We start from the raw sequence: 25,293 nt of genomic DNA on the forward strand, positions 1-25,293 counted from the left end.
TGTTTTTGAATTAATAAATTCTTGTAAAAATAAATACTTTTGCGCATTCAGCCAAATCTTGCCACTATGCAGCGGCATTATCCACCGAAGCACCTATTCTCTCATTGCCATCAGATATACTGTCATTCCCAGGATGACGACGAAAGTCTGTCCGAGAAACAGATAGATATAGAATCTTTCTCTCTTGATGAAATCACAGAAGCTGTAGCGAGCCTTGTAATTTTCATCAAGATATATCCTGTAGTCTTGAACCATGGCATAGCTCACGACTATGGCGAACAACAGAAGGCACAATGCCACAATGAAAATAGCCTGTTCCTCTTTCGTGAAAGTCTCTATCATATTTTCCATGGTGCAAAGATAGTGTTTTTTTTTCAAAAAAGGTGTCGCATTCCTATGAATGCGACACCCTTTTTAACGTATTTTTTCATTTCGCGATGCATTTTTCTGTTATTTATCGAAAAATGGTTAATCCTGCATTTTATCCTCTGCGGCTACATTTTCAGCCATTTTCTCCCGCCATTCGGCAGGAGTACAGCCTTCTTTTAATTTGAAAATGCGGTACAGACAGGTGCGGGCAGAGAAGCTGTACTCGGCTGAAATGATGTCAGTCTCCAAGAAGTATCGGGACCGCTCCGCCTTAGGGATATCCAACGAGCGCGACAGGATAACCATGACTCAATATGGTATCACCCCGCTGGCGCACTAGTCTTCCAGCTTCTTTCACTTCTCTTTCCGGAGTCTTTCAGAAAGCTTCGAATGTAAAGTCTTTTCCTTGTCAGTATATTCAAGTAACTTGCGAAACTTTAGTTACCATATAATCAAGGGTCTATACACCACTTGTCATCGTGGCATATAGACCCTTGCTGTTTCCCGTAATCAGATATATACTGTTAACCTAATTATATTTTAATGACGAGAGAATAGTTTTTTTACTGCAACAGTAATTCTTTTGGCTAAATCATCACAATCAGAACAACTGTTCTTATTAATCAGAATATACAAAGACTCATTTTCTATTGCATAATGCTTGAATAATCTTTCAGATACCACAGACGTAGTGAATTTCTTATATACACGAAATCGTCTTGTCGCCATTCCTAATTCATCATTTTCATCTTCTGCACCAACAAAGAAGAATGAGGCTTTGCTATCTCTTTTCAATACATCAAGCATAATATGGAACAATGTATAGAAAATGATTCTTGGCTCAAAAGTGTTAGTACGAAGACTAAATTTCAATTTACTATTCATATTGGCCTTATCAAAGAACTTCACGCAATAAGCATGTTCCTGATAACGCTCAACTCTTACAATATAAGAATGATGAGATTTAGCTGACTTGAATCTATACTGCAAAGTTTCAATCAGCCATTCATCTGCACTATCCCTGTCTATCATTTGAAAGACGAAGGGATAACCTTCACTTTCTTCCATATTAATTTCAAATTAACTGTTTGTAGACAGGGATGCGGATTTTGTCTAATTGTTCTGTTGTCAGAGCCTTGACATCATCGTTAACCGTAAAATACACAGTAGGATATCGGTACTTACCATTAGGCATAAGTACCTTCGTTACCTGCTTGATAATCTCAACTCCATCAAGCGTAACTATCTTAGTCTCTGTTTTATCTACTATCTTTCCCATAAGCAGAATTTTTGTTATTTGATTTATTGATAATACAAACAGGCACAATGAAAATTTGTTCTCAAATTACCGAGTGCAGCATTTCTGCTGCAAAGATACACTGTTTATTTGTAACTACCAAATTATTCGTGAAGAAAACAACATAAAACACATAAATTCCGACTCTGTCAGCATCCGTATCATATCCCCAATGGGTTGTAAACGGCATTGTTACCGCCTGCATGCCATCCGCCATATCATAAATACAGAATAGCGGAGATGTAGATTACGAAAATCTCCATATAATCAAGGGTCTATACACCACTTGTCATCGTGGCATATAGACCCTTGTCCTGTCACATAAGAAACGCAATCTCTTACTTTTTCATAAACTTTTCACAGAAATCTCTTGCGGGTTTGAAAATAAAGTCGTAACTTTGCAGTAGTGAATTTTAAAACAGAGATTATGAAGCAGGTAGAAGAAAGATACATCAGCTTGCTGACCGACTTCGGTTTCAAGCGAATTTTTGGAACAGCAATGAACAAGGATTTGCTCATTTGCTTCCTCAACAGCTTGTTTAATGGCAGACAGGTTGTGAAGGACGTGTCGTATCTGAACCCGGAGCACGTGGGAGATGTCTATACCGACCGCAGAGCCATCTTCGATGTATATTGCGAAGGCGAAAACGGCGAGAAGTTCATCGTAGAAATGCAGAATGCCTACCAGACGTATTTCAAGGATCGCGCCCTTTTCTACTCAACCTTCCCTATCCGTGAACAGGCACCAAAGGGGAATGAATGGGATTTCAGACTCAATCATGTCTATACCGTAGCCCTGCTCAACTTCAGCATGAACGAGGATGCCTTCGACAAGGAGAAAATCCGCCATCATGTACAGTTGTGCGACACAGCTACCCACAAAGTATTTTACGACAAGCTCGAATATATCTATGTAGAGATTTCCAAGTTCAACAAAACCCTGGAAGAACTGGATACGCTCTACGAGAAGTGGCTCTATGCACTCAAGAACCTCTACAAGCTTACCCAGCGCCCTAAAGAACTGTGCGATAAAGTCTTCGACCGCCTCTTCGAGGAAGCCGAGATTGCCAAGTTTACTCCGCAGGAAATGAGGGAGTACGAGACCAGCAAGATGGCATATCGCGACATCAAGAATTCCGTAGACACTGCCAAGCGTGAAGGTATAGAAATAGGCATGGCGAAAGGCATGGAAAAAGGCAGAGCTGAAGGCATAGAAGAAGGCATGTCCCAGCGAAGCCTTGAAATTGCCAGGAAGATGCTGGCAAAGGGTATGGATGAAGCGTCTATCATGGATATGACGGGGCTGACGGCAGAAGAGATAAAGCTGCTGAAAGCGGAGATGTAGATTACGAATATCACCATATAACCAAGGGTCTATACGCCACCTTTTCTTCGTGGCATATAGACCCTTGTCGCTTCCCGTGAGGCGCAATGTGTACCAAACCTGTTAATTATAAGTAATAAAAACAAAAAATCTATCGTTTTTGTTACTTATGTGAAACAAAAAGAGTATATTTGCGAAAAGTTTTACTCGTATGAAACAAAAAATATTAGAAAGACTGGGGTATTCCAATCGTATCGAACGCATGTTAGGACGTGGAATGATGATTGCATTGACGGGCCAGAGGCGTGTCGGCAAGAGTTGTGTGATGCGGCGAATTTATAATCACATCGCTGAGAATGAAGAAAATCACGTTATCTATATAGATAAGGAGAAAACCTCATTTGATATGATAGCCAACTATCAGGATCTGGAGGCTTATGTAGCAGCCAACATCGTTGAGGGTAAGGAAAACTATCTGTTTATTGATGAGGTGCAGGAGATTTCTGATTTCGAGAAAGCACTCCTCAGTATCCAATCGGATGATACCTGCCAGATTATGATTACCGGCAGCAACGCCAAGATGCTTTCGGGCGAACTGGCAACTCGCCTGAGAGGCAGATATATTGCTTATCGCATTAGAGGACTCTGCTATGAAGAGTTTCTGACGTTCCATGAACTGAAGGATGATGATGCTTCCTTGAACCTGTATCTGCAGTATGGCGGGCTCCCTCAGTTGCGCAGTTTAGGATTGGAAAATACGGATTTGGTAGAAGATTATCTTGACAATGTGTATAATACGATAGTACTTCGTGATATCATAGAGCGAGAAAACATCAGAAACATACCATTGTTGCGAACGCTGCTGAAGTTTGTGAGCGATAATATCGGTAAACAATTCTCAGCAACGAGTATTGTAAAATTTCTGAAAAGCCAGAACACCGAAACGTCTGCCAAGATGATTCTCACGTATTTGGAGTATTTAAGCAATGCTTTTATTATCGATCGAGTTAACAGATACGACATTCATGGCAAGCGACTTTTCGAGTTAGGCGACAAGTTCTATTTCGAAGACCTGGGAATCAGGAATCATATTATAGGTGGCAACAGGCGTTTTGATATCGAAAAGGTGATGGAAAACGCTGTATATATCCATTTGTGCAGGATGGGGTATAAAGTATATGTTGGTCAGATGTATAAGGCTGAGATTGATTTTGTTGCCGAGAAAGCGGATAGTGTGGCGTATGTGCAAGTTACCTATCTGCTGGCTTCTGAGGAAACGGTAGAGCGTGAATTCGGCAATTTGAAATTGATAAAAGACAGTCATCCCAAATACGTGATTTCTATGGATAGGCTTTACAGTCAAACCAATATTGATGGCATTAAGCACATTCATCTGCGAGATTTTCTGAAAATGACTACTTTGGTTTGATGCCAGATAGATTACGAATATCACCATATAATCAAGGGTCTATACGCCCACCTTTTCATCGTGGCATATAGACCCTTGTCGTTTTACCCTGAAGTGCGGGGGGATATGTTTGCTGGGCAACTTATACTCCTTGCCCAGCTTAGGAGTTAAACAATCTACTTTATTATTCAAATTTATATCTACACGTTATGGACTTAAATTCATACCCAAGGAATTTTTTGCTGACATGTTCATCACTAAGATCATAATCTTTAATAATATCAGCAGTCCAACAATACCTACCTTCGGCTTCGCCATCATTCATAGCTTTCTGGTCTTTTGACAAAACCAAATCGATGTTTTTAGTGTCGAGACCATCAAAGATACCATTCTTTCCGACATTGCCATATACTTTTGTAAGATTGCCTAAAACTACTTTTTTAAGTCTTGTACAACCTGAAAAAGCTTTTCCCTCGATTTCTGTAACATCTGGGAGGGCTATGGATTTCAGCATCTTACAGTGCATAAATACTCCATAAGGAATCTTCTTACATCCTATCAAAGTAAGGTTTATACTCCCATCCCTTGCATCTTTAAGTCCGATATTTATTGCTTCCAATGTTTCTGCATCCACATCGGGAGCAAGAATGAGATTGATGTAAGTCTTGCCCGCATCCAATTCCTTCTTGACGTCTTCCACAATTTGATCGTAAGTGATACCTTCGTCAGCCAGCGAAACAACAGTAGCATCCAGAGCATAACTCTTAGCACTCTCTGTTGCTTGCGAGAATGTATAAGTTGTCAAAGCTGCTTCTCTATATTTCACTGTAACTTCGGAATTATTTTCAAAAGTACCATATAAATAGGCATTGCCCTTTTCATCAGATGTAAGGGCATAATTTTGATCCCATTTCATATCGCTGCTGCCCGCAGGAGTGTATTTACTGATGGCTACTGTTATTGGCTTATTTGGCATAGTTGCAATGCGGAGGCGGGAATAGTTGCGTGTTGCTCCGGCAAAAGAAACGGTTATAGTCTCACCATTACCAGTGATTCTTGCATTTCCCTCGATATATTCATCGGTTCCAGCAACCTTGCCTTCTTTCAAAACTAATTTGCCGGCTTCCCATTTGTAATTAGGGGCATAATATACATGAGGTATGTATGCAGGGTCTCCTTCCCGATAAACCAATTCACCACTTGTCAATTCCCAGCTACTGCCATTATATGTAAAAGTTGCATATTGTTTTCCATAAGAGGTGTTGTCTATCACCAGAAGCAACTCATCTCCTTCAGCCCATGAAGTCTTGCCTTCATCAGGTGTACCAATAGTACGAGTCTGTGAATCTCCGAATGCCGGAAATTCACCAACAACCAACTGTACGTTGCTCTTGCCTGTTGTTGCGGTTGTTTCTTCTATATCACTTGTGCATGACGCCATTACTATAGTAACGACTGCCAGCATGATGTATTGAAATATCTTTTTCATATTCTTTCCTCCAATTATTTGAGTTCATCTTCGTTTGTCCAACCAGTCATATTATCTATGCTGATTCTGGTCAGTTCAACTTTGTCTTTTCCTACATCGAGTTTGTAGGTGTAGCGTTTACCCTCTTCAAAGTCGGTAGGCATCTTCATTTTAGCATTAAAATTATTGTCGCCTATCTTGAATTTCAAGAAGACTTCATCTTTAATGTATGAACCAGGGATAACGATTGCAGAAAACATACCATCGTCATGCTTACAGGCTTGTACCCAAGCAGGATTAGCAGTAGGTGTAATCATGACAAATTGCCCTTGTCCTCGGTCGTCTCTGTTATAATAAACGCTGGTGTGTTTAGAATACACTTGTGGTTCACTAATATCCATATTAGGATAATCTGCAGTTCCAACATGATATACTATTGTAACCAGCGACATGCGATGCTTCATAGGAATGCTTAAATCGAACCGAGGAAAATCGTGCCAATATCCAGTTATGAGATCAGCGTTTTTCAAATTACCTTCGCTGCTTTGGTCTGTCTGTAAATCATACTGTAGATTATATTTCCCAAAATCCGTGTCAGATGGATATACAGCCAATATTGTATGTTCATCGATTTTATCTAACCAACGAAAACTTCCACTGCGAGACCATTCGTTTGTTGCACTATTAAAAGAAAGAACAGCCGTACTACCAGGATCATAATCCGTAAATATCGATACTTTCAGTTCATCTTTGTCCTCCCAACTGTCACCATATCCTAATGTATTGACACGAGTCTGCATACCTCCAACAGAGAAAGTGGCATTGATTTCCTGCCCTTTCAGCGTTGGAGCCATATCTTCATTTTGCGTACATGCTGTAAAGCCCATAGCCATAAGGCCCATTACCGCATAGGAAATTCTTTGTTTTATCGTCTTCATAATCTTCAGTTTTTTATTGTTAGTGAGTTAGTGAGCGGCCAAGCTCACTAACCCTGTATTCCCTATTTTCAGTACCTTATTTATCAGAATTATTCTATTTCTGCATCGAGCCTTTCATTGTCTGTGCCAATACCCCAACTCGTTATGTTTGCATTTCCTATTACTATACTATTATTTATAACAGTGATAGTATAAGTATATTTTTTACCACCTTCGAATCCATTTGGTAGGTTTATCTTTGTTGTATAATTGTTAATCGTATTTTCGTTATACATCACATTACAACTAATGGGCAATTCTTTGTTTTCGAACTGTTGCGGGAAGAGTATAAACTTGCAGACCCTGACATCGGTCAAAAGACCTGTTACTGGTAAGGTTATTGGGGAAGAAGTCCCGGTGGCTTCTGTCGCACCTGTTTTTACATTTATCTTACCCTGTGTCTTTATCTTGTCCAATGTTATACTTTGAAGATCACTCTTGCTGGCCTCTATACCTTTTCCTGCACAGACCGTAAATTCTATCATACTCATCTTGTGCTTAAAGCGATGGTCTTTCTCTGGCAAGGATTCACCCACATTATTCAAGTCAATGAAATTAACCATTGGCGATGCTTTGCTGGCTATTGCTCCCGAGGCAAAGAGAAAATCGTTTGCTAATAAGGTATTACTTGGATTGCTGTAATCAATAGTCCAATCATTTATTAACCAACCATCCTCATCGAATTTGTCATTATTGGGGTCATCAATGTATGGATAATACGCACTGAATATCTGTTCCGCGTTATCTCTAAAATAAATAGGATTTGCCGAAACAAATTCACCATATTTGTCATATTCATACTTTACATTTGTTCCTTTTGTGTTTCCTGCGGAAGTGACGTACACGCCAATGGCATCGCCTGCTGTCCAGCTGTTGTTATCTGCAGTTCCACGGGTTTTGATATTGTTGGAAATATCCGTCTTTACTGTAGCTGCAACAGGACCATTGTTGCCGAGACCGTCTTCTTCGTTAGCGCAAGCTGCAAACAGCAATGCTGCGGCAGCGATGTATAAGAATCTAAATTTCTTCATAAATGTTGTATTTTAATAGTTATTAATTTGCTACATATTCATTGTTGCCTTCTGCCGGAATCCAGCCTTGAATCGTTCCTTCTACTACAACTCCGGTCTTCCTGATGTTGAGCGAAAGGGTATAATACTTGCCCTGCTCCAGGGTGATGTCGGTATTCGACTTCCATGAATAGGTGGTTTCACCCAATCGGAAGGAAACCTTCAGAGGCTGGTTGGCTGCCTGGATGGTCTGCGGAACCAGCAGAGAGGAGTATTGGGCAGAGATGTTGGCATGCTCTGCATCCTTTGCCTGGAAAGAAACATTCTCTGGAGTAATGGCCTCTGCTGCGGCATCAGCCTGAACCGTTATCTGCGGCTTGTCATGAGAAAAGTCGCATACGCCAGACAAAACGGTGCCCTCTACCCTTACGTCTTCTATCTTTGACAGATCTACCTCATCATTAGAAAAGGCGGAATCGAAGTTGAAGGTTACCATCAGCTGGCTGAAGGCATGATCAAACTTCACCTCTACAATCTTGTCTTTGTTCTCGCCGACGATGGTTGGAGCATAATCCTTAGCCTTGAACACCAGAAGGTCGGAAGACAGGTCTTCTTTAGTCTGTACGGCTTTCACCGATACAGGGAACTGCTTCTGGGTTGCCAAGGCTTCGCTTATATCAGCCTGATAAGGAGCATAGGCGATGATGTCGGCAGAAGGAATCTCACTCTTCCACAGCATTGGGGTAGCAGAAGTCCACTCTTCGCCGTTCTTCGTCATCTCTACATTATTATATTGCAAAGATGAAGCGTGCTCTCCGGAACCCTGTATACAGATGCCGAAGTTTTGCAGGGTGGCAGTTTCGGTGATGCCACGGGTAACAATACCTGATACCTGCGTGGTGATGTGAATGCCGCCGACAGAAGATGGGCTTTCGCCTGGCGTCATACTATCCTCCTGCGAACAACTCGCCATAAGGAGGAGGGTGCAAGCCATCTGGGGTAATAAACTGGATAATTTCATATTCATTTCATTTTATATTCATCTTAGTCCCAAATGCTAGTTCTTCTAGCCGGACTGCTTTCTTCCATGTCACCAGAACCAAAAGAATCACCGGGTTGAAAACCGTTCACGGTAGGTGTAGAATTGGTTTCGCCACTTCCTGCGAGAATCTGAGTAGTTTCCAATTCGAGTACCTGCACTGATGGAGCTACATACTTTTTCTTCTTAGTTAAAACTTTCTTCATATCTATTATGTTTTGATTATAATTTACGACATTTTAAATCTTTACTTGATACAGATTATAAAAATCCGGGTGCAAAGTTAAGGGTTTTATATGAAAGTGGGGGGGTAATTTTTGTTTTTTCTGGTATGACTTCTTGGTTTTGGGTGTCTACTTCATGGGGGAATGCGACACCTTGTTTGTATTTTTTAACGTTTTCAGACTCTATTCAAGCCCAGAATCTGTGTAAATCTTTAGCCGGTGTCCGTTGGTTCAAGGCGTACTTGAACCACATGCGAAACTTGAATAAAAAATATAATAGCGGAGATGTAGATTACGAATATCACCATATAATCAAGGGTCTATACACCACCTGTTCATCGTGGCATATAGACCCTTGTCAACCAAGTTAATTGCAGATTTACTACTTATTATTCGGGCTTTGTATCAAAGAAACCGATAAACTCATCAAAATCTCGAAGAATGTCATTCAACTTAGGATTACTCTTTTGAACTATAATGGCTATGTAATTGTCAACTTCTTCATCCCTAAGAATAGAAACCTTGACACAAAAACGATCTCGTTTATCGAATTCGTTAAACCATCTGGTAAAAAGGCGAGCTCGCATAGCCTGTCTGCTATCACCCGTTTCACATTGATATAGAAGTATATCGGGATTCGTAAGAAAGAATTCCTCTATAATACATTGTATAGTTGCTTTAACTTTAGAATCGTTAGGAGAATTCTTCTTGTTTTCATTGAGAATGCCGAATTCATACGCTTTTTCATCCTCCCAAATATTATTGTTTTCTACAAATTCTATTCGATACTGAACACCATAATCTGTTAAGAACTTATATGATCCTTTATCTATCCAGACCTTATAAGGAGAATGAAAATTGAGGCGAGTTAAGTTAAAGGCATGCATAACAGTCTGCAGCCTCCTCTCGTGCTTTAGCAAAGTCTATTTGAGCCTTTGCTTCCATTTCTTTTTTACGTCTAACCATATCTCGTAATACAGCAATTGCTTCTTCACGAGTTTTAATTTTTAAAGCCATACTTATTCATTTTAAAGTTCTACTTCTTGTTGGTTGCAAAGATAAGCTTTTATTTTGAAAGTGCAAAGAAAACGGGAGAAAAGTTTCGGGAAAATTTGGATTCCCGTATTTTAAAAGATAAAAGGTAGCCATTCCATGCCACAAATGAAGGGTCTATACGCCACCTTTTCATCGTGGAATATAGCCCATTCAACACTCAACATTCAACACTCAACATTCACCCTTCACCACCCATTTCCATGCTGGTTTTATTTCTATCTTGAGTCCATTACGCACAATCTCCCCTTCATCATCGTAGGTGATTATCATGGCTCGTTTCAGAGGATACAGCTCGAAACAATTCCTTTTCCATATACTTACTTTTTGCGGCAAAAGTACGAATTTTATTCGATACTATAAAATAAAAATAGCATTTTTTATTCGGCGACAGCGAATAAATCAATCATACGCTTCTTATCTTATGTTTACTTTCTTTGCTATACATTATTATAAAGAATACGCTTACAAAAGTACAATAATAATTTCAGAATAGACATAATAAATACTCATACATTTAACGGAAGAACCGCTTTATACCCCATCTTCTTCCTCTTCAGCAGAAGCGTTGGTATCCAACTTCTCATCCTTTGATATAGAGATACTACCCATTCGGGAAATCTTAAGTACCAGAGGTACATATTCATCACTGGTAACATCAGGCGACCCTACACTTGCTGCGAAGTAAAGATAATCACCTTCTGCTTTCACATACACAATACCGAGCAAAGCACCCATGTCCTGTGTATGTTTGTCAATATAGGATGTGAAATCTTTCTTTGTGAAAGTACGGCTAAAGAATTCAGAACCATCGCTTCTCAATACCTTAACCGAAATTCTGTTATCATAACACTTGGTGTTTTCGTCCAACTGGAGAACCGGAAGTTCCTTGTCAGAACTACGCTTCACCACCACTTTATAATGGGAACCAACCCAGTCAGCCTCTCTGGTCTGCTCATAATCACTCATTTTCTGAGTAGCTTTATTCACAACCTTAGCCACCGGTTTAGGAGCAATAATGATATTACTCTTCTTCTTTTCTGTACAAGCCGTCAAGCTAGAAATAGCCAAAAGACCTATTAATATATAATCAATTCGTTTCATTCCGTTATTTTTTCTTACTGCAAAAGTACATTTTTCTTTTGAAATAGCCAAAGAAAAGAACCGAAATCTACATTCTTACACAAAATCAAGCGCAAAAAGGCGCCTACTTTCACAAGCAGGCGTCCTAACATACCTAAATACTAACTAATAAATTTCCTATTGAATCTTACACGATATAATAAAGTTCAGTTTATGAATTCTAATCGTAACTTTGACGAAAAGAAAATGAAAAGGTTTAATCAAGATATAAAAAAAGTGCTTTTTCTGCTTTTTTTTTCATTTCTTAGCAAAAGAACATCAAAAAACATGATTTTGTTTTGTTTTTCGAACAATTTGCCGTACCTTTGCAGCATAATAAAGACATTAAGTATGAAAAAAAGGTTAATATTTATCATTTCTGTATTTTTTGCCTTCGTTTCATGTTCGCATCAGCAAACAGAAAAGAAGGAGCAAGTCATCGACACAATACCTGTGATGGTGATGCAGATACAGAAATGCAATCGCTTATATACAGCAGAAGCTCATGTTCATAAGATTATAACACATGATGACCAGCTCAATCTGAAGGGTTCACTGTTCAAGAAAGACTTTAATATTCATGTTCCTGGCTCTAACCGCAAGGTGGCCATTCCGATGGATGCGACATTAAAAGCTTATGTAGACTTTTCAGGATTCTCTGCAAAGAACGTAAACCGACAAGGCGACAAGATAGAAATCATCTTACCAGACCCAAAAGTGATGCTCACCAGCAGTAAAATCAATCACGAAGGTGTAAGACAATTCGTTTCACTCACCAGAAGAAACTACAGTGATGCAGAACTGTCACAATTTGAACAACAAGGCAGGGAAAGTATCATTCGCGATATCCCGAACCTAGATATTCTTGAACAGGCACGCCAAAGTGCAGCAAACACCCTGATTCCGATGTTACAGGACATGGGATTTGCAGAAGAGAATATCAAAATCAGTTTCAGGAAGAAATTCACTTTCAACGATCTGAAGACTCTTCTGGATAAGACAACTATCGAAAAGAATCACTAAGCGAGGAGAACAATGATATGAAAAGAATACAAATCATCGTACTATTAGCACTGATCCTTATTCTGGGTGGAGCCTTCTATTGGCTCACCAAAGACAACGAGGTCAGCGTGGTACAGGAAGATAAGACAACCCTCTCACCCACTCAGGTAGAAAGCATCGAGAATATCGGTCAATGGGAATTTCTATCTGTAAGTGATGAAGAACTGATAGATACTATACGCCGTGGCTTTTTTGGCGATGACCAACTGGTACGTATCTATTACGGAACGTTGCGCTTGGGTATCGATATGAAGGATGTAAAAAAAGGATGGCTACAAGCCAGCCAGGACAGCATCGTATGCACTTTACCTCCTATCAAACTGCTAGACCATAACTTCATTGACGAAGCGAAGACCAAGAGTTTCTTTGAAGAAGGCAAATGGACAGGCAGCGACAGACAGGCTATGTATGAGCGTGCTTATCAAGCCATGAAGAAACGTTGCTTAAACCGCACCAATATCTATACTGCACAGGCGAATGCCAAAACTCAGTTTAGAGAGATGCTGAAAGCAATGGGATTCAAAAACGTGAAGATAGAATTTGAGAAATAACAAGGTTATAACACATAAGTAACTGCGTTATCAGGTATAAAAAATATAGATATAAGATAAACATAAAATTTTTAAGAGATGGATGCAATAAACGATTTTTTCACCGCATTTAGTTCATTCCTTTGGGGATGGCCTATGATTATCCTGCTGTTGGGAACCCACATCTTTCTGACCATCCGCTTGCGCTTTCCACAACGCAAGATTTTCAAGGCAATCAAACTGTCTGTAAAGAAAGACAAGAATGCCACAGGAGATGTTTCACAGTTCAGAGCACTGGCAACAGCATTGGCAGCTACAATTGGTACCGGTAACATCATCGGTGTGGCTACAGCTATCGCTCTTGGCGGACCAGGAGCCGTACTCTGGTGCTGGTTAACCGGTGTCTTTGGTATTTCTACCAAATATGCCGAAGGATTACTCGCCGTAAAATATCGCGTAAAGACCAAGCGAGGCACGATGTTGGGTGGTCCTATGTATGCTCTGGAAAAAGGATTGGGCTGGAAATGGCTTGCAGTCCTGTTCGCCCTCTTTGCCGCATTGGCATCATTCGGAATCGGTAGCACGGTACAGGCAAATGCCATCTCTACCCTGGTAGAAAACCAATACGGCATTTCTCCATACATTACTGGAACAATCGTTACGGCTTTAGGAGCAGCTGTGATTCTTGGAGGCGTGAAAAGTATCTCCAAGGTTTGTGGCATGCTGGTACCTTTCATGGCACTCTTTTATGTATTAGGCTGCATCTACATTCTCTGTGTAAATCATGCTTATTTATTGCCTGCCATCCACGTAATCTTTGACTCTGCATTCACAACAAAGGCTGCAGGTGGCGGCTTCGCTGGAAGTACCATGATGATTGCAGCCCGCTATGGTATAGCCCGCGGATTGTTCTCTAACGAAAGTGGTCTGGGTTCGGCACCCATCGTTGCTGCAGCAGCCCAAACCCGTAACCCTGTGCGTCAGGCATTGGTTTCATCTACCGGTACCTTTTGGGATACTGTCATCATCTGTGCCCTTACAGGTCTCGTCATCACCTCAAGTATCATAGCATACCCAGACATTGACTACCATAACGGAGCAGCACTCACCAAGGCTGCCTTCAGTAAGATTCCATATATCGGAGCTCCGATATTGACTATCGGACTGGCAACATTTGCATTCAGTACGACATTGGGATGGAGTTATTATGGAGAACGGTGTGTAGAATATCTGAAAGGCAAAAAGTGGATGCTCTGTTTCCGCATAGTCTATATTGCTACTATCTTCCTGGGTAGTGTCATCAGTCTGGGACTGGTTTGGAACATTGCCGACTGCATGAATGCTTTAATGGCCATACCAAACCTTATCTCCTTGCTCTGCCTAAGTGGTATCATAGTGCATGAAACCAGAAAGTATCTGTGGAGAGATCAGTTAGATAAAGACATGGACGAAAAAGAAATAGAGGAATTAGAATAAAAGACACAGAAAGAAAATACCCTGAATGGGAGTAAAAATATAAAAGCTCGGCATTGCATCACTGCAGACCGAGCTTTTATTATTAAATCAACAAAAACTAATAAAATATCTTTTCTAAAAACCAAAAAACCTATTCGTTATGAACTTATGGTGCAAAGATACTACCGTTTGCGCAATAAACAGCACATTTTCTGTTGATTTCTATACTTTTTATTGGGCAAACGTTTGCACAGTTTGCCCTATCAGATTACAATTTATACTGAAGATGTTTCATTGCATGACCACCCCAAGTGGTATCATTGACATATTGGAAACCAACCTTCGTATAGAGACGCTCCGCTTTCGGATTGCCTTTATCACAAAGCAAACCTACAGCAGGAAGTTCTAATTCTCTTGCGCGAGAGATAGCAGCATCCAACAGTTTAGATGCAATACCTTTTCCACGGTATTGGTTAGAAACTGCCAAACTATCCAAATAGAACTCACCTTCCTCTGTTTCAAGCTCCATAGCCGAATAGTCTATTCCAAAAGCCACGATTGCAGCCTCAATAAAGCGCTTACGTAATCTTTTGACGTCAGCACCATCGTATGCAACCAAGATGCCAACAAGAATGCCATCAGTAGACATAGCAACCAATGTATTCTTATAACTATACTGACTGTCCTCCATCTCTACAAGTTTAGTCATCATACGGTGAAAATCAACCAATGTATGCTGAGGACCAGCTAAATTTTGGCAACACTGCGCATTCATCGCCTCCATGATAAGCGATGCGATATGCGAAGCCTTGTCAGGCGTAGCCTGTTCTATTTGAATTTTCATTATACTATTTTTATTTTATTGTTTTATTATTGTTATTTCTTTCATGCTCCAGCATCGTGAGGAAATTCTACAAAGATTACTTTTTTCATGATTGCAGATTGGGTTTGATGCCTTATCGTTTACAAAGTTACGTATATTTTTTGATAAGAGCAAGTTTTTTATATTTTTTATTCGAAAAAGTTTTTTTATTCGAAAAAAAAATGTATCTTTGCCGCAGGTTTTGAAGCTAAATTTCTATTACTAGCATAATAGAGATACCCAAATCCCTTGGGTCCCAATGCTTCAAAACCTTTTTCGTTTTTAAGAGCGAAAAAGGAATACACCGAAAGAGTGTATCCTTCTTCGCAATATATATCCTTAATATTTTGATTTTCAGAATATTACTATAATCACAAAGCTACAGAAGCATCCTTTAAGTCTACTGCCTGTGCCTTGAGGGTTCCCTTTCCTTTTATCACAACGACACATTTTCCGAAGAAAGCCTTGCGATGTGAATCGGTGAAACGCTCCAAAGAAGTCTGACATCCATTGTCTGTTCCCAGAATCGTTGGCGTTTTCAGGAAACCATGACCACTTGCACCCTGTTCACCAGAAACAGAGAAGAAGATCTGGTTATCTGCGTTCGGACAGAGATTGCCATCTTTATCTACTACATTCACTTCGACAAAGGTGGTCGGATCTGAAGAGCCATAAGCCTGATGCCCCTGATAAGTTTTCTTCAACACAAGATGATGAGGAGCTCCTGCAGTCTTTATAACTTGTTCCCTAAGAACCTGATTGTTCTTTCTGGCTACAACCTTCACTTCTCCCGGTTCAAAGTTTACGCGCCACATCACATGATATTCAGTACTATTTCTGAAAGCATCGCCTTCATTCTTTGCACCGTAGACTGTCTTCTTACGGATGCCCTGACTCTTGCCATTGATAAAGAGTTCTACCTCATCAGCATGATTATAATAACACCACATGTCAATGGTCTGTCCCGGCAGCCAGTTCCAATGAGGGAAGAGATGAAGCACATCTTTCTGACTCCACTCACTCTGATACATATAATAGCTGTCTTTTGGAAGACCCGCCAAATCGATAATGCCAAAATAACTGCTACGGGCAGGATAAGCATAAGGAGTAGGTTCACCGATATAATCGAAACCGGTCCAGATAAACTGTCCGCCCACAAAGTCGTTGTGCTTCACCACATCCCAGGTTTCTTCGTGGGTACTACTCCATGAGGCGTGGAAATTATCATAAGCCGAACACATAAATGATGGATCGGTATAAGGCAACCACCATTCCTTTGGCGCAGTATAAATGCTGTCGCTAGGCATCATATAGTAGCCACGAGTCTGCAAGGCAGAAACACTCTCCGACAGGATGAAAGGCTTGCCAGGGAAATTCTTTGGTACATCCTTCACCCACTGATGGTGATAATTGAAACCTATAACATCAATAGCCCCACTCTTAAAGAGGTGATTCTTCGGATCGGGCTCATTGCAGCCAGCAGTAACAGGGCGATAGCTCCAAGGATCATACTCCTTCACGATTTTTGCAAGATGCTGGGTAAGAAGCGAATTGACACTCAGTTCATCGCTATGTGCCAAAGTTGAAGCATCATGACCGGCATTCAGAATCAGGTTAGCCTGCTCCAGGCTGAGCGTATCAGCAGCCGCATTCGACCATTGTTCGAGAACCTCATTACCGATACTCCACATGATGATACTTGGATGGTTACGGTCGCGCTTGATGAGATCAGACAGGTCTTTCTTATGCCATTCATCGAAGAAACGGGCATAATCGCCATTCGATTTCTTGCGGCGCCACATGTCGAAACTCTCGTCCATCACGAGGAAACCCATCGAATCGCACATGTTCAGGAGTTCTGGTGCCGGAGGATTATGACTGCTTCGGATAGCGTTCACGCCCATATCGCGAAGGATGGTAAGCTTACGGTGCATCGCATCTTCATTAACGGCAGCACCCAGGCAACCGAAATCATGATGCTCACAGACACCATTTATCTTGAGATTCTTGCCATTGAGGAAGAAACCCTTCCTTGCATCAAACTTCACATCGCGGAAACCGGCAGTTGACGTAGCAACATCCACTACCTTCCCATTTACTAACAGCTCGCTCTTGACTGTATAGAGATATCCCTTTCCGATGTCCCAGAGATGCGGATTCTTCACCTTGAGTTTCTGTTCCCGAACACCCTGACTCTTGGCTACAATCTTTCCGGCAGCATCATAGATTGTATTACGGACAGAGAGTTTCATCTTTTTACCGGAAGCAGCGAAATCTACTTTCACCCTGACATCACCCTGTGGAGAAGTTGCCACATACTGTCCCCATTGGGGAATATAAGCAGTTTTCATGGTTTTGGTGAGCCAGACATGGCGGTAAATACCGCAACCGGAATACCAGCGGCTGTTAGGCTGGTCGCTGTTGTCTACCTTCACAGCAATGACATTATCACCCTTCTTATTAATATAAGGTGTAAGATCATACTCGAATGTACTGTATCCATAAGGACGGGTTCCGAGTTTATGACCATTGATATACACGGTAGAATTCATATATACCCCATCAAAGGTGATGGTAAAGCGGTCATACTTTTCCTTAGGATTTACCGAGAAGTGCTTACGGTACCATCCGATGCCGCCCGGCAATGCACCACCACTGACTCCCGAAGGATTTGATGGAGAAAAGTCGCCCTCTATCGCCCAATCGTGAGGAAGATTCAAACTTCGCCAATGCCGGTCTGAATAATCAGACTTTGACATTCCGGCACTATCTGCTAAAGTGAAAAGCCAGCCTTTATCAAAAGACTGGCGATCACGGGCGCTCAACGACTGAGCGCCCAATAGAAAGATTGCTAAAGCAAATATCTTCTTCATATTACTTCAGTTTTACAGTAACAGCCTTACCAGCATACTTCACCATCTTGCCCTTAGGCGCCTTGGCGAGGCTGATGCCCTGCTGGTTGTTATCACTAACAAGTACAATATTGAAGCGACGCTTCTGGAGCATACCGTCGAAAGAACCCTTACGGGCAGCGATAGTAACAGTCTTCTGAGCATCATTATACTTGAAGTCTATCATAGCATACTTACCCTTCTCGTAGTTGTAGTTGGTTCCCTCATCCTCATAGAGTGTATAAGAACCGTCCTTGCCTGCATAGACATAGAGATCGATGAGCTCAGCCTTTTTCTGATCGCTCCACTCCATCTCTGGACCCACAGGAAGAATAGAACCCTCTGGAACAAAGACAGGAATCTTATCATAAGGTGCATCGGCAACGATAGTCTGTCCACCAACATAGTGCTTACCGGTATAGAAATCATACCAGCCCTTCTGCTTAGGAAGATAAACATTGCGGCTGTACTTCTGATACTCGCCTACAGGACAAGCCATGAGAGCAGGACCGAACATCCACTGGTCTTTGATGTCGTAAACATTGTCATCGCCGTTGAAGTCCATTACCAAACCACGCATCATCGTATAGTCCTTGAAGTGAACCATACCCGCCATACTGTAGAGGTAAGGCATCAGGCGGTAACGGAGTTTATCGTATGCAACGATGGTTTTATAAGCAGGATGATTTGCCGGAGCAATGTTCCAGACCTCACGTGTAGGCCACTGACCATGAGTACGATAAAGAGGTACGAAGCAACCGAACTGGTTCCAGCGAGCCTGCAACTCGCGCCATTCCTTCAAGTCAGCATTTTCCTTACCGGTTTTGTCAAACTCCTGCTGGGCAGCCACATAGCGGTTCTCTACACAGAAACCACCCTGATCCATTCCCCAGAAAGGAAGACCTGCCATAGAATAGTTCAAACCGGCTGTCATCTGGGCACGCATATCTTCCCAACGGGTAGCGATGTCGCCAGACCAGGTAGCCGTACTGTAGCGCTGTTCACCTGCAAAGCCCGAACGGGTCAGGAGGAAGACACGCTGGTTAGGGTTCACGCTGCGCTGTCCGTTATAGATAGCATCAGCATTCACGATGCTGTAAGCATTGAAATATTCGGTAGATGTACCGAGGGCAGTAGGACCGGAAAGAGCCTTGCGGTACCACATCGGGGTACAGTCGCGAACGTTTGGTTCTGATGCATCCATCCACCAGGCATCGATTCCGAACTTATACTTGGTATAAAGATTCTCGTCCATCTGGCGCCAGAACATCTTGCGGGCACCATCAGAATAGGCATCATAGAATGAACCGCGGAAGCCGAGCCAGTCGTGAATATCATCCTTGATAGCCTGATGATACATCCAGCCCTTGCTGTCGAGTTCCTTATAGTTCTTGACTGTATCGTAGAACTTAGGCCATACGGAAATCATGAATCTTCCGTTCATCGCATGTACGCTGTCGAGCATAGCCTGTGGGTTTGGATAGCGGGCAGCCTCAAACTCATGACTTCCCCATGAATCCAGTTTCCAGTAGTTCCAGTCCTGAACGATATTGTCTACAGGAATATGCAGGTCGCGGAACTTCTTCATATTGTCCTCAATGTCCTTGCTGCTCTGATAGCGCTCACGGCTCTGCCAGAAACCGAGGGTCCACTTAGGATAAAGCGAAGCCTTGCCGGTAAGCGTACGGTAACCGGAAATCACCTCATCGAGATTCTGACCGGCGATGAAATAATAGTCCATATCCGGCGACATCTCACTCCAGATGCTCAACTGGTTCTTCTCTGCCTCAGAACGAGGAGCTGCTACGCGAAGTCCGCAGTAGGAAACATCACCATCTGGCTGCCACTCGATACGGATAGGAGTCTTTACGCCCTTCTTGATAGGAGTTTCAAACTTATAAGAGTTCGGATTCCAGGCTGTACGCCAGCGCTCAGGCACAACCAGTTTGCCGTCGATATAAATCTTCATATAGCCGGCATAGTAGAGGATAAACTGATAGAAGCTGTTGGTTGGAGCCTCTACATAACCCTCGTAAACCACCTTGGAACCATTCAGCGCGAAGCCCTTTGGCAGGTTCTGAATGCCGCCATTATCTGTCTTGTTGCAAATCTCAGAAGCCTCAGGCATTGCATACTCAAAGTAAATGCTATCTTCGCCTCGAACAATCTTCTGCCCGTTCTTGTCCACATAAGTACCTGTCAGCTGACCTTCCTTACCATCTTTATCATAGAGTTTGAAGGCACGGTTGAGCTGGAGATAATCTTCCGGATTACCCCAACGGCAATAAGAATAAGAATCCCAGAGGATGCCATAGTTTTTATTAGAGATGACGAAAGGCACACTCACCTTAGTATTATACTGGAAGAGGTCTTCGTTCTTACCCTTCATGTTGAGTTCCTCACTCTGATGCTGACCGAGACCATAGAACGCCTCGTTATCAGGAGAGTTGAAGAGCGCACGCCATGACCATCCATGCTTCTGTGCTTCAGGAACCTTGGCAATGTCTACACCCATTTCACGGTCAGGCACAGTGAACGGCTTGAAAGTCTTTCCGCCCTGTGCAACCTCATTGAGAAGGACATTGTCTTTCAGGTCATAGAAGGTAATCTGACCCGTAGCCTCGTTCATGACAGCACGCATAGCTGCAGTGGTAATGATGAGATTATCTCCCTGCTCTTCCACCTTATAATTTGCCTTGCTGTTTTGAGGCACTATTATCAGACTCTGTTTATTACGGAAACTCTGTTCGGCTGTAGCCTGAACACGGATAATCTTATCGCTCACCACTTGGAGGCGAATCTGACTAGGACCAAAATTCTGGTGTTGCTTCAACTGAACAGTGAGATAATTACCATTCTGGTTGAAACCTGCTGCCTGCATGCCTGTGGCACTCATCAGCAGCACTGCTGAAATCAATAATGTTTTAGTTAGTCTCATTTTATACGTTTAAAGGAAAGTTTAAAAATCTGCGGCAAAGATACGAGAAAATTCCCGTATCTTTGTGCGCAAATGTTATCTGTATGTGTATAAAATGTTAATCAGATGCGTAAACTACTCTGATTCTGACAGATTTTTACGATATTGAGACGGCGTAACGCCATACGCCTCTTGGAAGTATTTAGTGAAATAACGTGGATTATTGAATCCCACCTTATAGGCTATTTCACTGATGTTCAAGTCGCCCGAGCGGAGCAGATGCTCTGCAAATTTGATACGCTTGATTCTGAGATACTCAGAAGGTGTAATACCTGTCAGCGAAATCATGCGTTTATATAATTGTACGCGCGAAATGCTAAGATGAGTACTGAGCGATTCTACCGATGTTTCAGGATTGCTCATATGATCGCGGATATAAACATTCACCTCATCGATAAATTTGCGGTCGGCCTCTGTTATTACATATTCTGTGCTCACATTCTTGCGTTTCTTCAAGAGGTTCAGAATACAGAGATTCAACATATCAATATCGAATGGTTTGGCAATATACTCGTCAGCACCACACTTCAGACTTTCCTTGCGCTGCTCATCTCCCATACGGGCTGAGAGCATGATGAAAGGTATGGCTGTTGTTTCGTCATTGTCCTTACACATCCGGCAGAGTTCGTTACCATCCATCACAGGCATCATCACATCGCTCAGGATGATGTCTGGACGACGGTCGATGATCTTGTTCCAGGCATCCTGACCATTGACAGCCTCAATAACCGTATAGTCTGTCAATACTTCGTTCATAAACTCACGGAAGTCCTCACTGTCGTCAACGAGGAGCACTACCGGCTTCTTGATCATCGATTCTCCAGGCTGATGCGCATGTTTACTCATTCCGTAGAGAACGTTCTTACCTGCATCCGGATCCTCATCAGTAGCCTGATGCACCGTGGTTATGATAGGTGCTGCTCGCAAGGAACCGAGATGTGCCGTAGAATTGGAGGTGGTACTACTCTCTATCGGAAGATCTACCATAAAGATGGTTCCTCCGTTTGGATTATCTGTAACATCTACTTTACCGCCATGCAGTTCGGCAAACTTTTTTACCAGGTTCAAACCTATTCCGCTACCACCCTGTGGTTGCATTTCAGTGCCATTGACCTGGTAGAAACGCTCAAACACATGTTCCTTCTCCTTATCGCTGATGCCCTTGCCCGTATCAGATACAGAGATGCGGAGCATATCCGAATCCTTGTCTCCTACACGCTGGCGGAGTGCAACACTCAGAGAAACGGTGATAAATCCTCCATCTGGCGTAAACTTATAGGCATTGCTCAAGAGGTTATTCACGATTTTTCCTACCTTATCAGCATCAAACGACATCTGCAGACTAGGCACCGTAGAATCGAAGCCAAGCGTTACTTTGCTGTTTGCCAAAGTACGGAACGAAGTACAGATATTGTCAACGAAGCTCACAATGTCGATATGCGACAGGGTAAGTTTCTCCTTGTTCTGGTCTATCTTGCGGAAGTCGAGAATCTGGTTTACCAGATTGAGCAAACGGGTAGCATTACGATGAATCATCTCCAGTCTTCTGCGTTTACTTTCATCTCTTTCTTCTCTGATCATACTAACCAGCGGCGAGATAATCAGGGTGAGCGGAGTACGGAGTTCATGACTCACATTGGTGAAGAAATTGAGTTTGAGTTCGTTCAACTCCTTGGTCTTCTTGATACTGTCTTCCTTGCTCTGGAGTTCGAATTTAACACGCTGCTTTTCGAGCATGCGTTTACGATAGAGATAGAAAGCTACACCTATTAATATAATATATACGATGAACGCCCATATAGAGAGATAGAAAGGCGGGTGAATATGAATCTTCAGCGTGCTCACCTCTTCGCTCACACTACCATCAGCATTCACCACCTTTGCCTCCAGGACATAACTGCCTGAAGAGAGATTGGTAAAGGTAGCCTCCGGACGTCCCTCCGCTGTCAGCATCCATTTGTCATCAAGTCCCTTCATGCGATAGAGGAAACGGCAGCGGGCAGGAATACTCACCTGGTCGGAAGCCAGCTGTATGGTAAACGCCTTATCCTTATAACTGAGATTCAGTTCTGGGTTTGTATCAAGCGATTTAGCCAGAGGCACTCTTCCCTCAAACTCCTCACCTGCCTTCAGCGGATGATCGAAGAGTACTAAACCGCTAAACAAGACATGTGCATGTTTCTGGGCAGGAAGGATCTTGGCAGGATTGATGATATTAATACCATCCTGACCACCGATGGCGATGGCTCCATTTCTCATCAGACAGGCAGAACGCTGGTTAAACTGGCGGCTCTGCAAGCCATCGAGCGAATTGAAACTAATCATCGTAATGTCCCATTTGCCCTGATTGTTCTTGGTCAGCGTAACACGGGTAACGATAAATTCAGAAACCAGCCAGATGTTATGCTGCTTATCTTCGAGCACCATACAGCCTACCGTACCCTGCGTACCATTGAGGTCATTGATTGACTCCAACTGTCCTGAAGCCTCATCATACATGGTGACACCCGCAGGCGAAGCCATCCACAAGATGCCTCGGCTATCCTTCATCATGTAATTCAGGGAAGGACTAGGGAAAGGCTGTCCGTCCTTGGTTGTATTCACATTGGTTACCTTACGGGTTCCGAAATTAAAGATAGAATAGTTCTGCGAATGACCTATCAGAATTTCATCTTTATTCGGAAGGAAAAGCGAGTTGATAAAATCGCTGGTTATGCCTGAGTTCTGAATATTGTAGGTTGTAAACTTACCACTTTCAGGATTATAAATCTGGAAGCCTGAGCCCAAGGTTCCGATAATCAGGCGATGATACGGATCTTCAGCAAGACACCAGACGCTGTTATTGGCAAGTCCGCCTGGAGCTGCCTGAAAACTCTTCCATCTGCCGTTTTTATATTGGGCAAGTCCACCATTGAAGGTTCCGAAATACATCGTACCATCACTCATGGTTACGCTGCTGACGATAATATCCGAAGCCAGACCAGTTTCAGCCTGTCCGAATCGCCAGCTCTGTCCAGTAAGCGGACTGTAGCATACAATACCGCTATCATTGGTTCCGCACCAGAGATTACCATTCAGATCCTGTGTGATTGTACACACATCACCAAGCGGAACAGTTGTGAATTTCTGAGCGTCAGGCGAATAATAAGCCACACCGTTCTTGTAACTACCTACCCAGATAGCTCCCTCGTCATCCACATAAACCTTCTGCAGGGAATTGTCAACGATACTTCCCTTTGCTTCGGAATGAACATATTGACGGCAGATTTTGCGTTTGAAATCTACAAAGAAGAGACCGTTATGGTCGGAAGCCACCCAGAGATTGCCAGCCTTATCGCGGGCAATATCACGCATCAGAATACGGGTTGGGCAAGGAATAGCAATGCCCATGTTTGTAAGATAAGAACGGGCATCGATCCATTTACCGGTCTTTGACTGATACACATAATTGGCATTGCTTACTGAAACCCAGAAACCTCCTATACCATCATAGAAAGTATAGGCACCATTATCACCGGCAGCTTTATGGTTAGCAAGGAAGGAATTGTACCAGAGAACCTTCTGTTTCTGTTCGTTGACACGGCAGATTGTACCATCAGCATAGGTAATGAGCGCATCGCCGTCAACCTCGGTTATTTTACTGATATTTCCCTCTTTCAGACAGCCCGGCTGAGCCTTTTTGGTAAATTTAAAAAGATAAGTATTTTTGGTTTTGGCATTATGATAGTAGAGTCCCTGTCCGTAGACAGCTATCCACATGTTCTTATCCTTATCTATCAGGAGTTTGTAAGGAGGTCCCTGCACATGGATGTTTTTGAGCCATTCTTCCGGTTTGCGGTCAAACTGCTCTTCATCATATTTGTAGATGCTGTAACCTACAGAGGTATGCACCCAGATATTTCCATCATAGTCTTGCTGAAGTTCATCTACCGAATTGTTAGGCAGCGACTTATCATCAGTGTTGCTATAATAGAAAGTTTTCATACGGAAGCCGTCAAAGCGGCACAGTCCCGACTGGGTACCGAACCAGATGTAGCCTCTGGTATCCTTGAGGATGGCACCCACCTGACTGTTCGTAAGTCCATCATGATTGGTGAGGCTGCTGAATTCTACGTTTTCATAGGCAGCCCATGCCCTACCCGGCTGCATGAGCAGCAAGAGCAGAAACAGCACGATGGCATGTATCAAGTAGTTTTGTTTTTTAATCATCATAATCGTAGGTTTA

21 protein-coding genes are annotated in these 25,293 nt (G+C 42.5%); 5 read left to right on the plus strand and 16 right to left on the minus strand.

What is annotated here, in order from left to right; all coding sequences use genetic code 11:
• Positions 1–93: 93 nt before the first annotated feature.
• The 4 genes from ONT08_RS01755 to ONT08_RS01770 form a co-directional block, all read right to left on the minus strand.
• Positions 94–342: a hypothetical protein gene (locus ONT08_RS01755; RefSeq protein ID WP_264958983.1), complete on the minus strand. Its 249-nt coding sequence runs from the start codon at positions 340–342 to the stop codon at positions 94–96.
• 126 nt (positions 343–468) lie between these two features.
• Positions 469–675, minus strand: coding sequence for a hypothetical protein (locus tag ONT08_RS01760; RefSeq protein WP_264958985.1), 207 nt, complete (start codon positions 673–675; stop codon positions 469–471).
• A 234-nt stretch (positions 676–909) separates the two neighbouring features.
• Positions 910–1,437 (minus strand): hypothetical protein, encoded by a 528-nt coding sequence (locus ONT08_RS01765; RefSeq protein WP_118117049.1) that lies wholly within the window; start codon positions 1,435–1,437, stop codon positions 910–912.
• Between the two features lie 7 nt (positions 1,438–1,444).
• Positions 1,445–1,648, minus strand: coding sequence for a hypothetical protein (locus ONT08_RS01770; RefSeq protein ID WP_118064236.1), 204 nt, complete (start codon positions 1,646–1,648; stop codon positions 1,445–1,447).
• A 445-nt stretch (positions 1,649–2,093) separates the two neighbouring features.
• Here ONT08_RS01770 and ONT08_RS01775 point away from each other — a divergent pair, with 445 nt between their 5' ends.
• Together ONT08_RS01775 and ONT08_RS01780 are read left to right on the plus strand one after the other, a co-directional pair.
• A complete protein-coding gene (locus ONT08_RS01775) occupies positions 2,094–3,011 on the plus strand; it encodes an Rpn family recombination-promoting nuclease/putative transposase (protein ID WP_264958987.1) in 918 nt (305 codons plus the stop codon).
• A gap of 190 nt (positions 3,012–3,201) precedes the next feature.
• Positions 3,202–4,419 carry an ATP-binding protein gene (locus ONT08_RS01780; protein ID WP_264958990.1) on the plus strand — a complete coding sequence of 406 codons (1,218 nt, stop codon included), beginning with the start codon at positions 3,202–3,204 and terminating at the stop codon, positions 4,417–4,419.
• Positions 4,420–4,582: 163 nt separating this feature from the next.
• On the opposite strand, the gene ONT08_RS01785 is transcribed toward ONT08_RS01780, so the two are convergent.
• From ONT08_RS01785 to ONT08_RS01820, 8 genes are all read right to left on the minus strand, one after another.
• Positions 4,583–5,887: a leucine-rich repeat domain-containing protein gene (locus ONT08_RS01785; protein WP_264958993.1), complete on the minus strand. Its 1,305-nt coding sequence runs from the start codon at positions 5,885–5,887 to the stop codon at positions 4,583–4,585.
• Between the two features lie 14 nt (positions 5,888–5,901).
• Positions 5,902–6,804 carry a fimbrillin family protein gene (locus ONT08_RS01790; protein ID WP_264958995.1) on the minus strand — a complete coding sequence of 301 codons (903 nt, stop codon included), beginning with the start codon at positions 6,802–6,804 and terminating at the stop codon, positions 5,902–5,904.
• Between the two features lie 89 nt (positions 6,805–6,893).
• On the minus strand, positions 6,894–7,874 hold the full coding sequence (locus tag ONT08_RS01795) for a fimbrillin family protein (RefSeq protein WP_264958997.1): 981 nt from the start codon (positions 7,872–7,874) through the stop codon (positions 6,894–6,896).
• 22 nt (positions 7,875–7,896) lie between these two features.
• Entirely contained in the window at positions 7,897–8,874 is a 978-nt protein-coding gene (locus ONT08_RS01800; protein ID WP_264958999.1) for a fimbrillin family protein, read from the minus strand.
• Between the two features lie 23 nt (positions 8,875–8,897).
• The gene (locus ONT08_RS01805; RefSeq protein ID WP_264959001.1) at positions 8,898–9,098 is read right to left on the minus strand and encodes a hypothetical protein; all 201 of its coding nucleotides are present in this window, start codon (positions 9,096–9,098) and stop codon (positions 8,898–8,900) included.
• Positions 9,099–9,505: 407 nt separating this feature from the next.
• Positions 9,506–10,003, minus strand: a complete 498-nt coding sequence (locus ONT08_RS01810; RefSeq protein ID WP_117587274.1) for a DUF6169 family protein — start codon at positions 10,001–10,003, stop codon at positions 9,506–9,508.
• On the minus strand, positions 9,990–10,133 hold the full coding sequence (locus ONT08_RS01815; protein ID WP_153082491.1) for a hypothetical protein: 144 nt from the start codon (positions 10,131–10,133) through the stop codon (positions 9,990–9,992). The genes ONT08_RS01810 and ONT08_RS01815 overlap by 14 nt, the downstream gene beginning before the upstream one ends.
• Positions 10,134–10,703: 570 nt before the next feature.
• Positions 10,704–11,273: a DUF4738 domain-containing protein gene (locus tag ONT08_RS01820; protein ID WP_264959003.1), complete on the minus strand. Its 570-nt coding sequence runs from the start codon at positions 11,271–11,273 to the stop codon at positions 10,704–10,706.
• 369 nt (positions 11,274–11,642) lie between these two features.
• On the opposite strand from ONT08_RS01820, the gene ONT08_RS01825 reads away from it, so the two are divergent.
• The 3 genes from ONT08_RS01825 (at position 11,643) to ONT08_RS01835 (ending at position 14,359) form a co-directional block, all read left to right on the plus strand.
• Positions 11,643–12,314: a DUF4230 domain-containing protein gene (locus ONT08_RS01825; RefSeq protein WP_118067391.1), complete on the plus strand. Its 672-nt coding sequence runs from the start codon at positions 11,643–11,645 to the stop codon at positions 12,312–12,314.
• Between the two features lie 17 nt (positions 12,315–12,331).
• Complete coding sequence (locus ONT08_RS01830) at positions 12,332–12,904, plus strand: DUF4230 domain-containing protein (protein ID WP_117587276.1); 573 nt, start codon at positions 12,332–12,334, stop codon at positions 12,902–12,904.
• Between the two features lie 78 nt (positions 12,905–12,982).
• On the plus strand, positions 12,983–14,359 hold the full coding sequence (locus tag ONT08_RS01835) for an alanine/glycine:cation symporter family protein (protein ID WP_118201170.1): 1,377 nt from the start codon (positions 12,983–12,985) through the stop codon (positions 14,357–14,359).
• A 247-nt stretch (positions 14,360–14,606) separates the two neighbouring features.
• On the opposite strand, the gene ONT08_RS01840 is transcribed toward ONT08_RS01835, so the two are convergent.
• The 4 genes from ONT08_RS01840 to ONT08_RS01855 all read right to left on the minus strand — a co-directional run bounded on the left by ONT08_RS01840 (position 14,607) and on the right by ONT08_RS01855 (position 25,280).
• Positions 14,607–15,182, minus strand: coding sequence for a GNAT family N-acetyltransferase (locus ONT08_RS01840; RefSeq protein WP_117587277.1), 576 nt, complete (start codon positions 15,180–15,182; stop codon positions 14,607–14,609).
• A gap of 389 nt (positions 15,183–15,571) precedes the next feature.
• Positions 15,572–18,073, minus strand: coding sequence for a glycoside hydrolase family 2 TIM barrel-domain containing protein (locus tag ONT08_RS01845; protein WP_264959006.1), 2,502 nt, complete (start codon positions 18,071–18,073; stop codon positions 15,572–15,574).
• A 1-nt stretch (position 18,074) separates the two neighbouring features.
• Positions 18,075–21,029, minus strand: coding sequence for a TIM-barrel domain-containing protein (locus ONT08_RS01850; protein ID WP_117587279.1), 2,955 nt, complete (start codon positions 21,027–21,029; stop codon positions 18,075–18,077).
• Positions 21,030–21,143: 114 nt separating this feature from the next.
• Positions 21,144–25,280 (minus strand): hybrid sensor histidine kinase/response regulator transcription factor, encoded by a 4,137-nt coding sequence (locus tag ONT08_RS01855; protein ID WP_264959008.1) that lies wholly within the window; start codon positions 25,278–25,280, stop codon positions 21,144–21,146.
• Positions 25,281–25,293 lie beyond the last annotated feature (13 nt).

Origin of the sequence: Segatella copri, assembly GCF_026015465.1 — a bacterium.
GTDB classification, from domain to species: Bacteria; Bacteroidota; Bacteroidia; order Bacteroidales; family Bacteroidaceae; genus Prevotella; species Prevotella copri_E.

Bases quoted from the DNA above. Each gene is read 5' to 3' on its own strand.
- ONT08_RS01755 (WP_264958983.1), bottom strand. From the start codon at position 342: ATGATAGAGACTTTCACGAAAGAGGAACAGGCTATTTTCATTGTGGCA.
- ONT08_RS01760 (WP_264958985.1), bottom strand. From the start codon at position 675: ATGGTTATCCTGTCGCGCTCGTTGGATATCCCTAAGGCGGAGCGGTCC.
- ONT08_RS01765 (WP_118117049.1), bottom strand. From the start codon at position 1,437: ATGGAAGAAAGTGAAGGTTATCCCTTCGTCTTTCAAATGATAGACAGG.
- ONT08_RS01770 (WP_118064236.1), bottom strand. From the start codon at position 1,648: ATGGGAAAGATAGTAGATAAAACAGAGACTAAGATAGTTACGCTTGAT.
- ONT08_RS01775 (WP_264958987.1), top strand. From the start codon at position 2,094: ATGAAGCAGGTAGAAGAAAGATACATCAGCTTGCTGACCGACTTCGGT.
- ONT08_RS01780 (WP_264958990.1), top strand. From the start codon at position 3,202: ATGAAACAAAAAATATTAGAAAGACTGGGGTATTCCAATCGTATCGAA.
- ONT08_RS01785 (WP_264958993.1), bottom strand. From the start codon at position 5,887: ATGAAAAAGATATTTCAATACATCATGCTGGCAGTCGTTACTATAGTA.
- ONT08_RS01790 (WP_264958995.1), bottom strand. From the start codon at position 6,804: ATGAAGACGATAAAACAAAGAATTTCCTATGCGGTAATGGGCCTTATG.
- ONT08_RS01795 (WP_264958997.1), bottom strand. From the start codon at position 7,874: ATGAAGAAATTTAGATTCTTATACATCGCTGCCGCAGCATTGCTGTTT.
- ONT08_RS01800 (WP_264958999.1), bottom strand. From the start codon at position 8,874: ATGAAATTATCCAGTTTATTACCCCAGATGGCTTGCACCCTCCTCCTT.
- ONT08_RS01805 (WP_264959001.1), bottom strand. From the start codon at position 9,098: ATGAAGAAAGTTTTAACTAAGAAGAAAAAGTATGTAGCTCCATCAGTG.
- ONT08_RS01810 (WP_117587274.1), bottom strand. From the start codon at position 10,003: ATGCATGCCTTTAACTTAACTCGCCTCAATTTTCATTCTCCTTATAAG.
- ONT08_RS01815 (WP_153082491.1), bottom strand. From the start codon at position 10,133: ATGGCTTTAAAAATTAAAACTCGTGAAGAAGCAATTGCTGTATTACGA.
- ONT08_RS01820 (WP_264959003.1), bottom strand. From the start codon at position 11,273: ATGAAACGAATTGATTATATATTAATAGGTCTTTTGGCTATTTCTAGC.
- ONT08_RS01825 (WP_118067391.1), top strand. From the start codon at position 11,643: ATGAAAAAAAGGTTAATATTTATCATTTCTGTATTTTTTGCCTTCGTT.
- ONT08_RS01830 (WP_117587276.1), top strand. From the start codon at position 12,332: ATGAAAAGAATACAAATCATCGTACTATTAGCACTGATCCTTATTCTG.
- ONT08_RS01835 (WP_118201170.1), top strand. From the start codon at position 12,983: ATGGATGCAATAAACGATTTTTTCACCGCATTTAGTTCATTCCTTTGG.
- ONT08_RS01840 (WP_117587277.1), bottom strand. From the start codon at position 15,182: ATGAAAATTCAAATAGAACAGGCTACGCCTGACAAGGCTTCGCATATC.
- ONT08_RS01845 (WP_264959006.1), bottom strand. From the start codon at position 18,073: ATGAAGAAGATATTTGCTTTAGCAATCTTTCTATTGGGCGCTCAGTCG.
- ONT08_RS01850 (WP_117587279.1), bottom strand. From the start codon at position 21,029: ATGAGACTAACTAAAACATTATTGATTTCAGCAGTGCTGCTGATGAGT.
- ONT08_RS01855 (WP_264959008.1), bottom strand. From the start codon at position 25,280: ATGATGATTAAAAAACAAAACTACTTGATACATGCCATCGTGCTGTTT.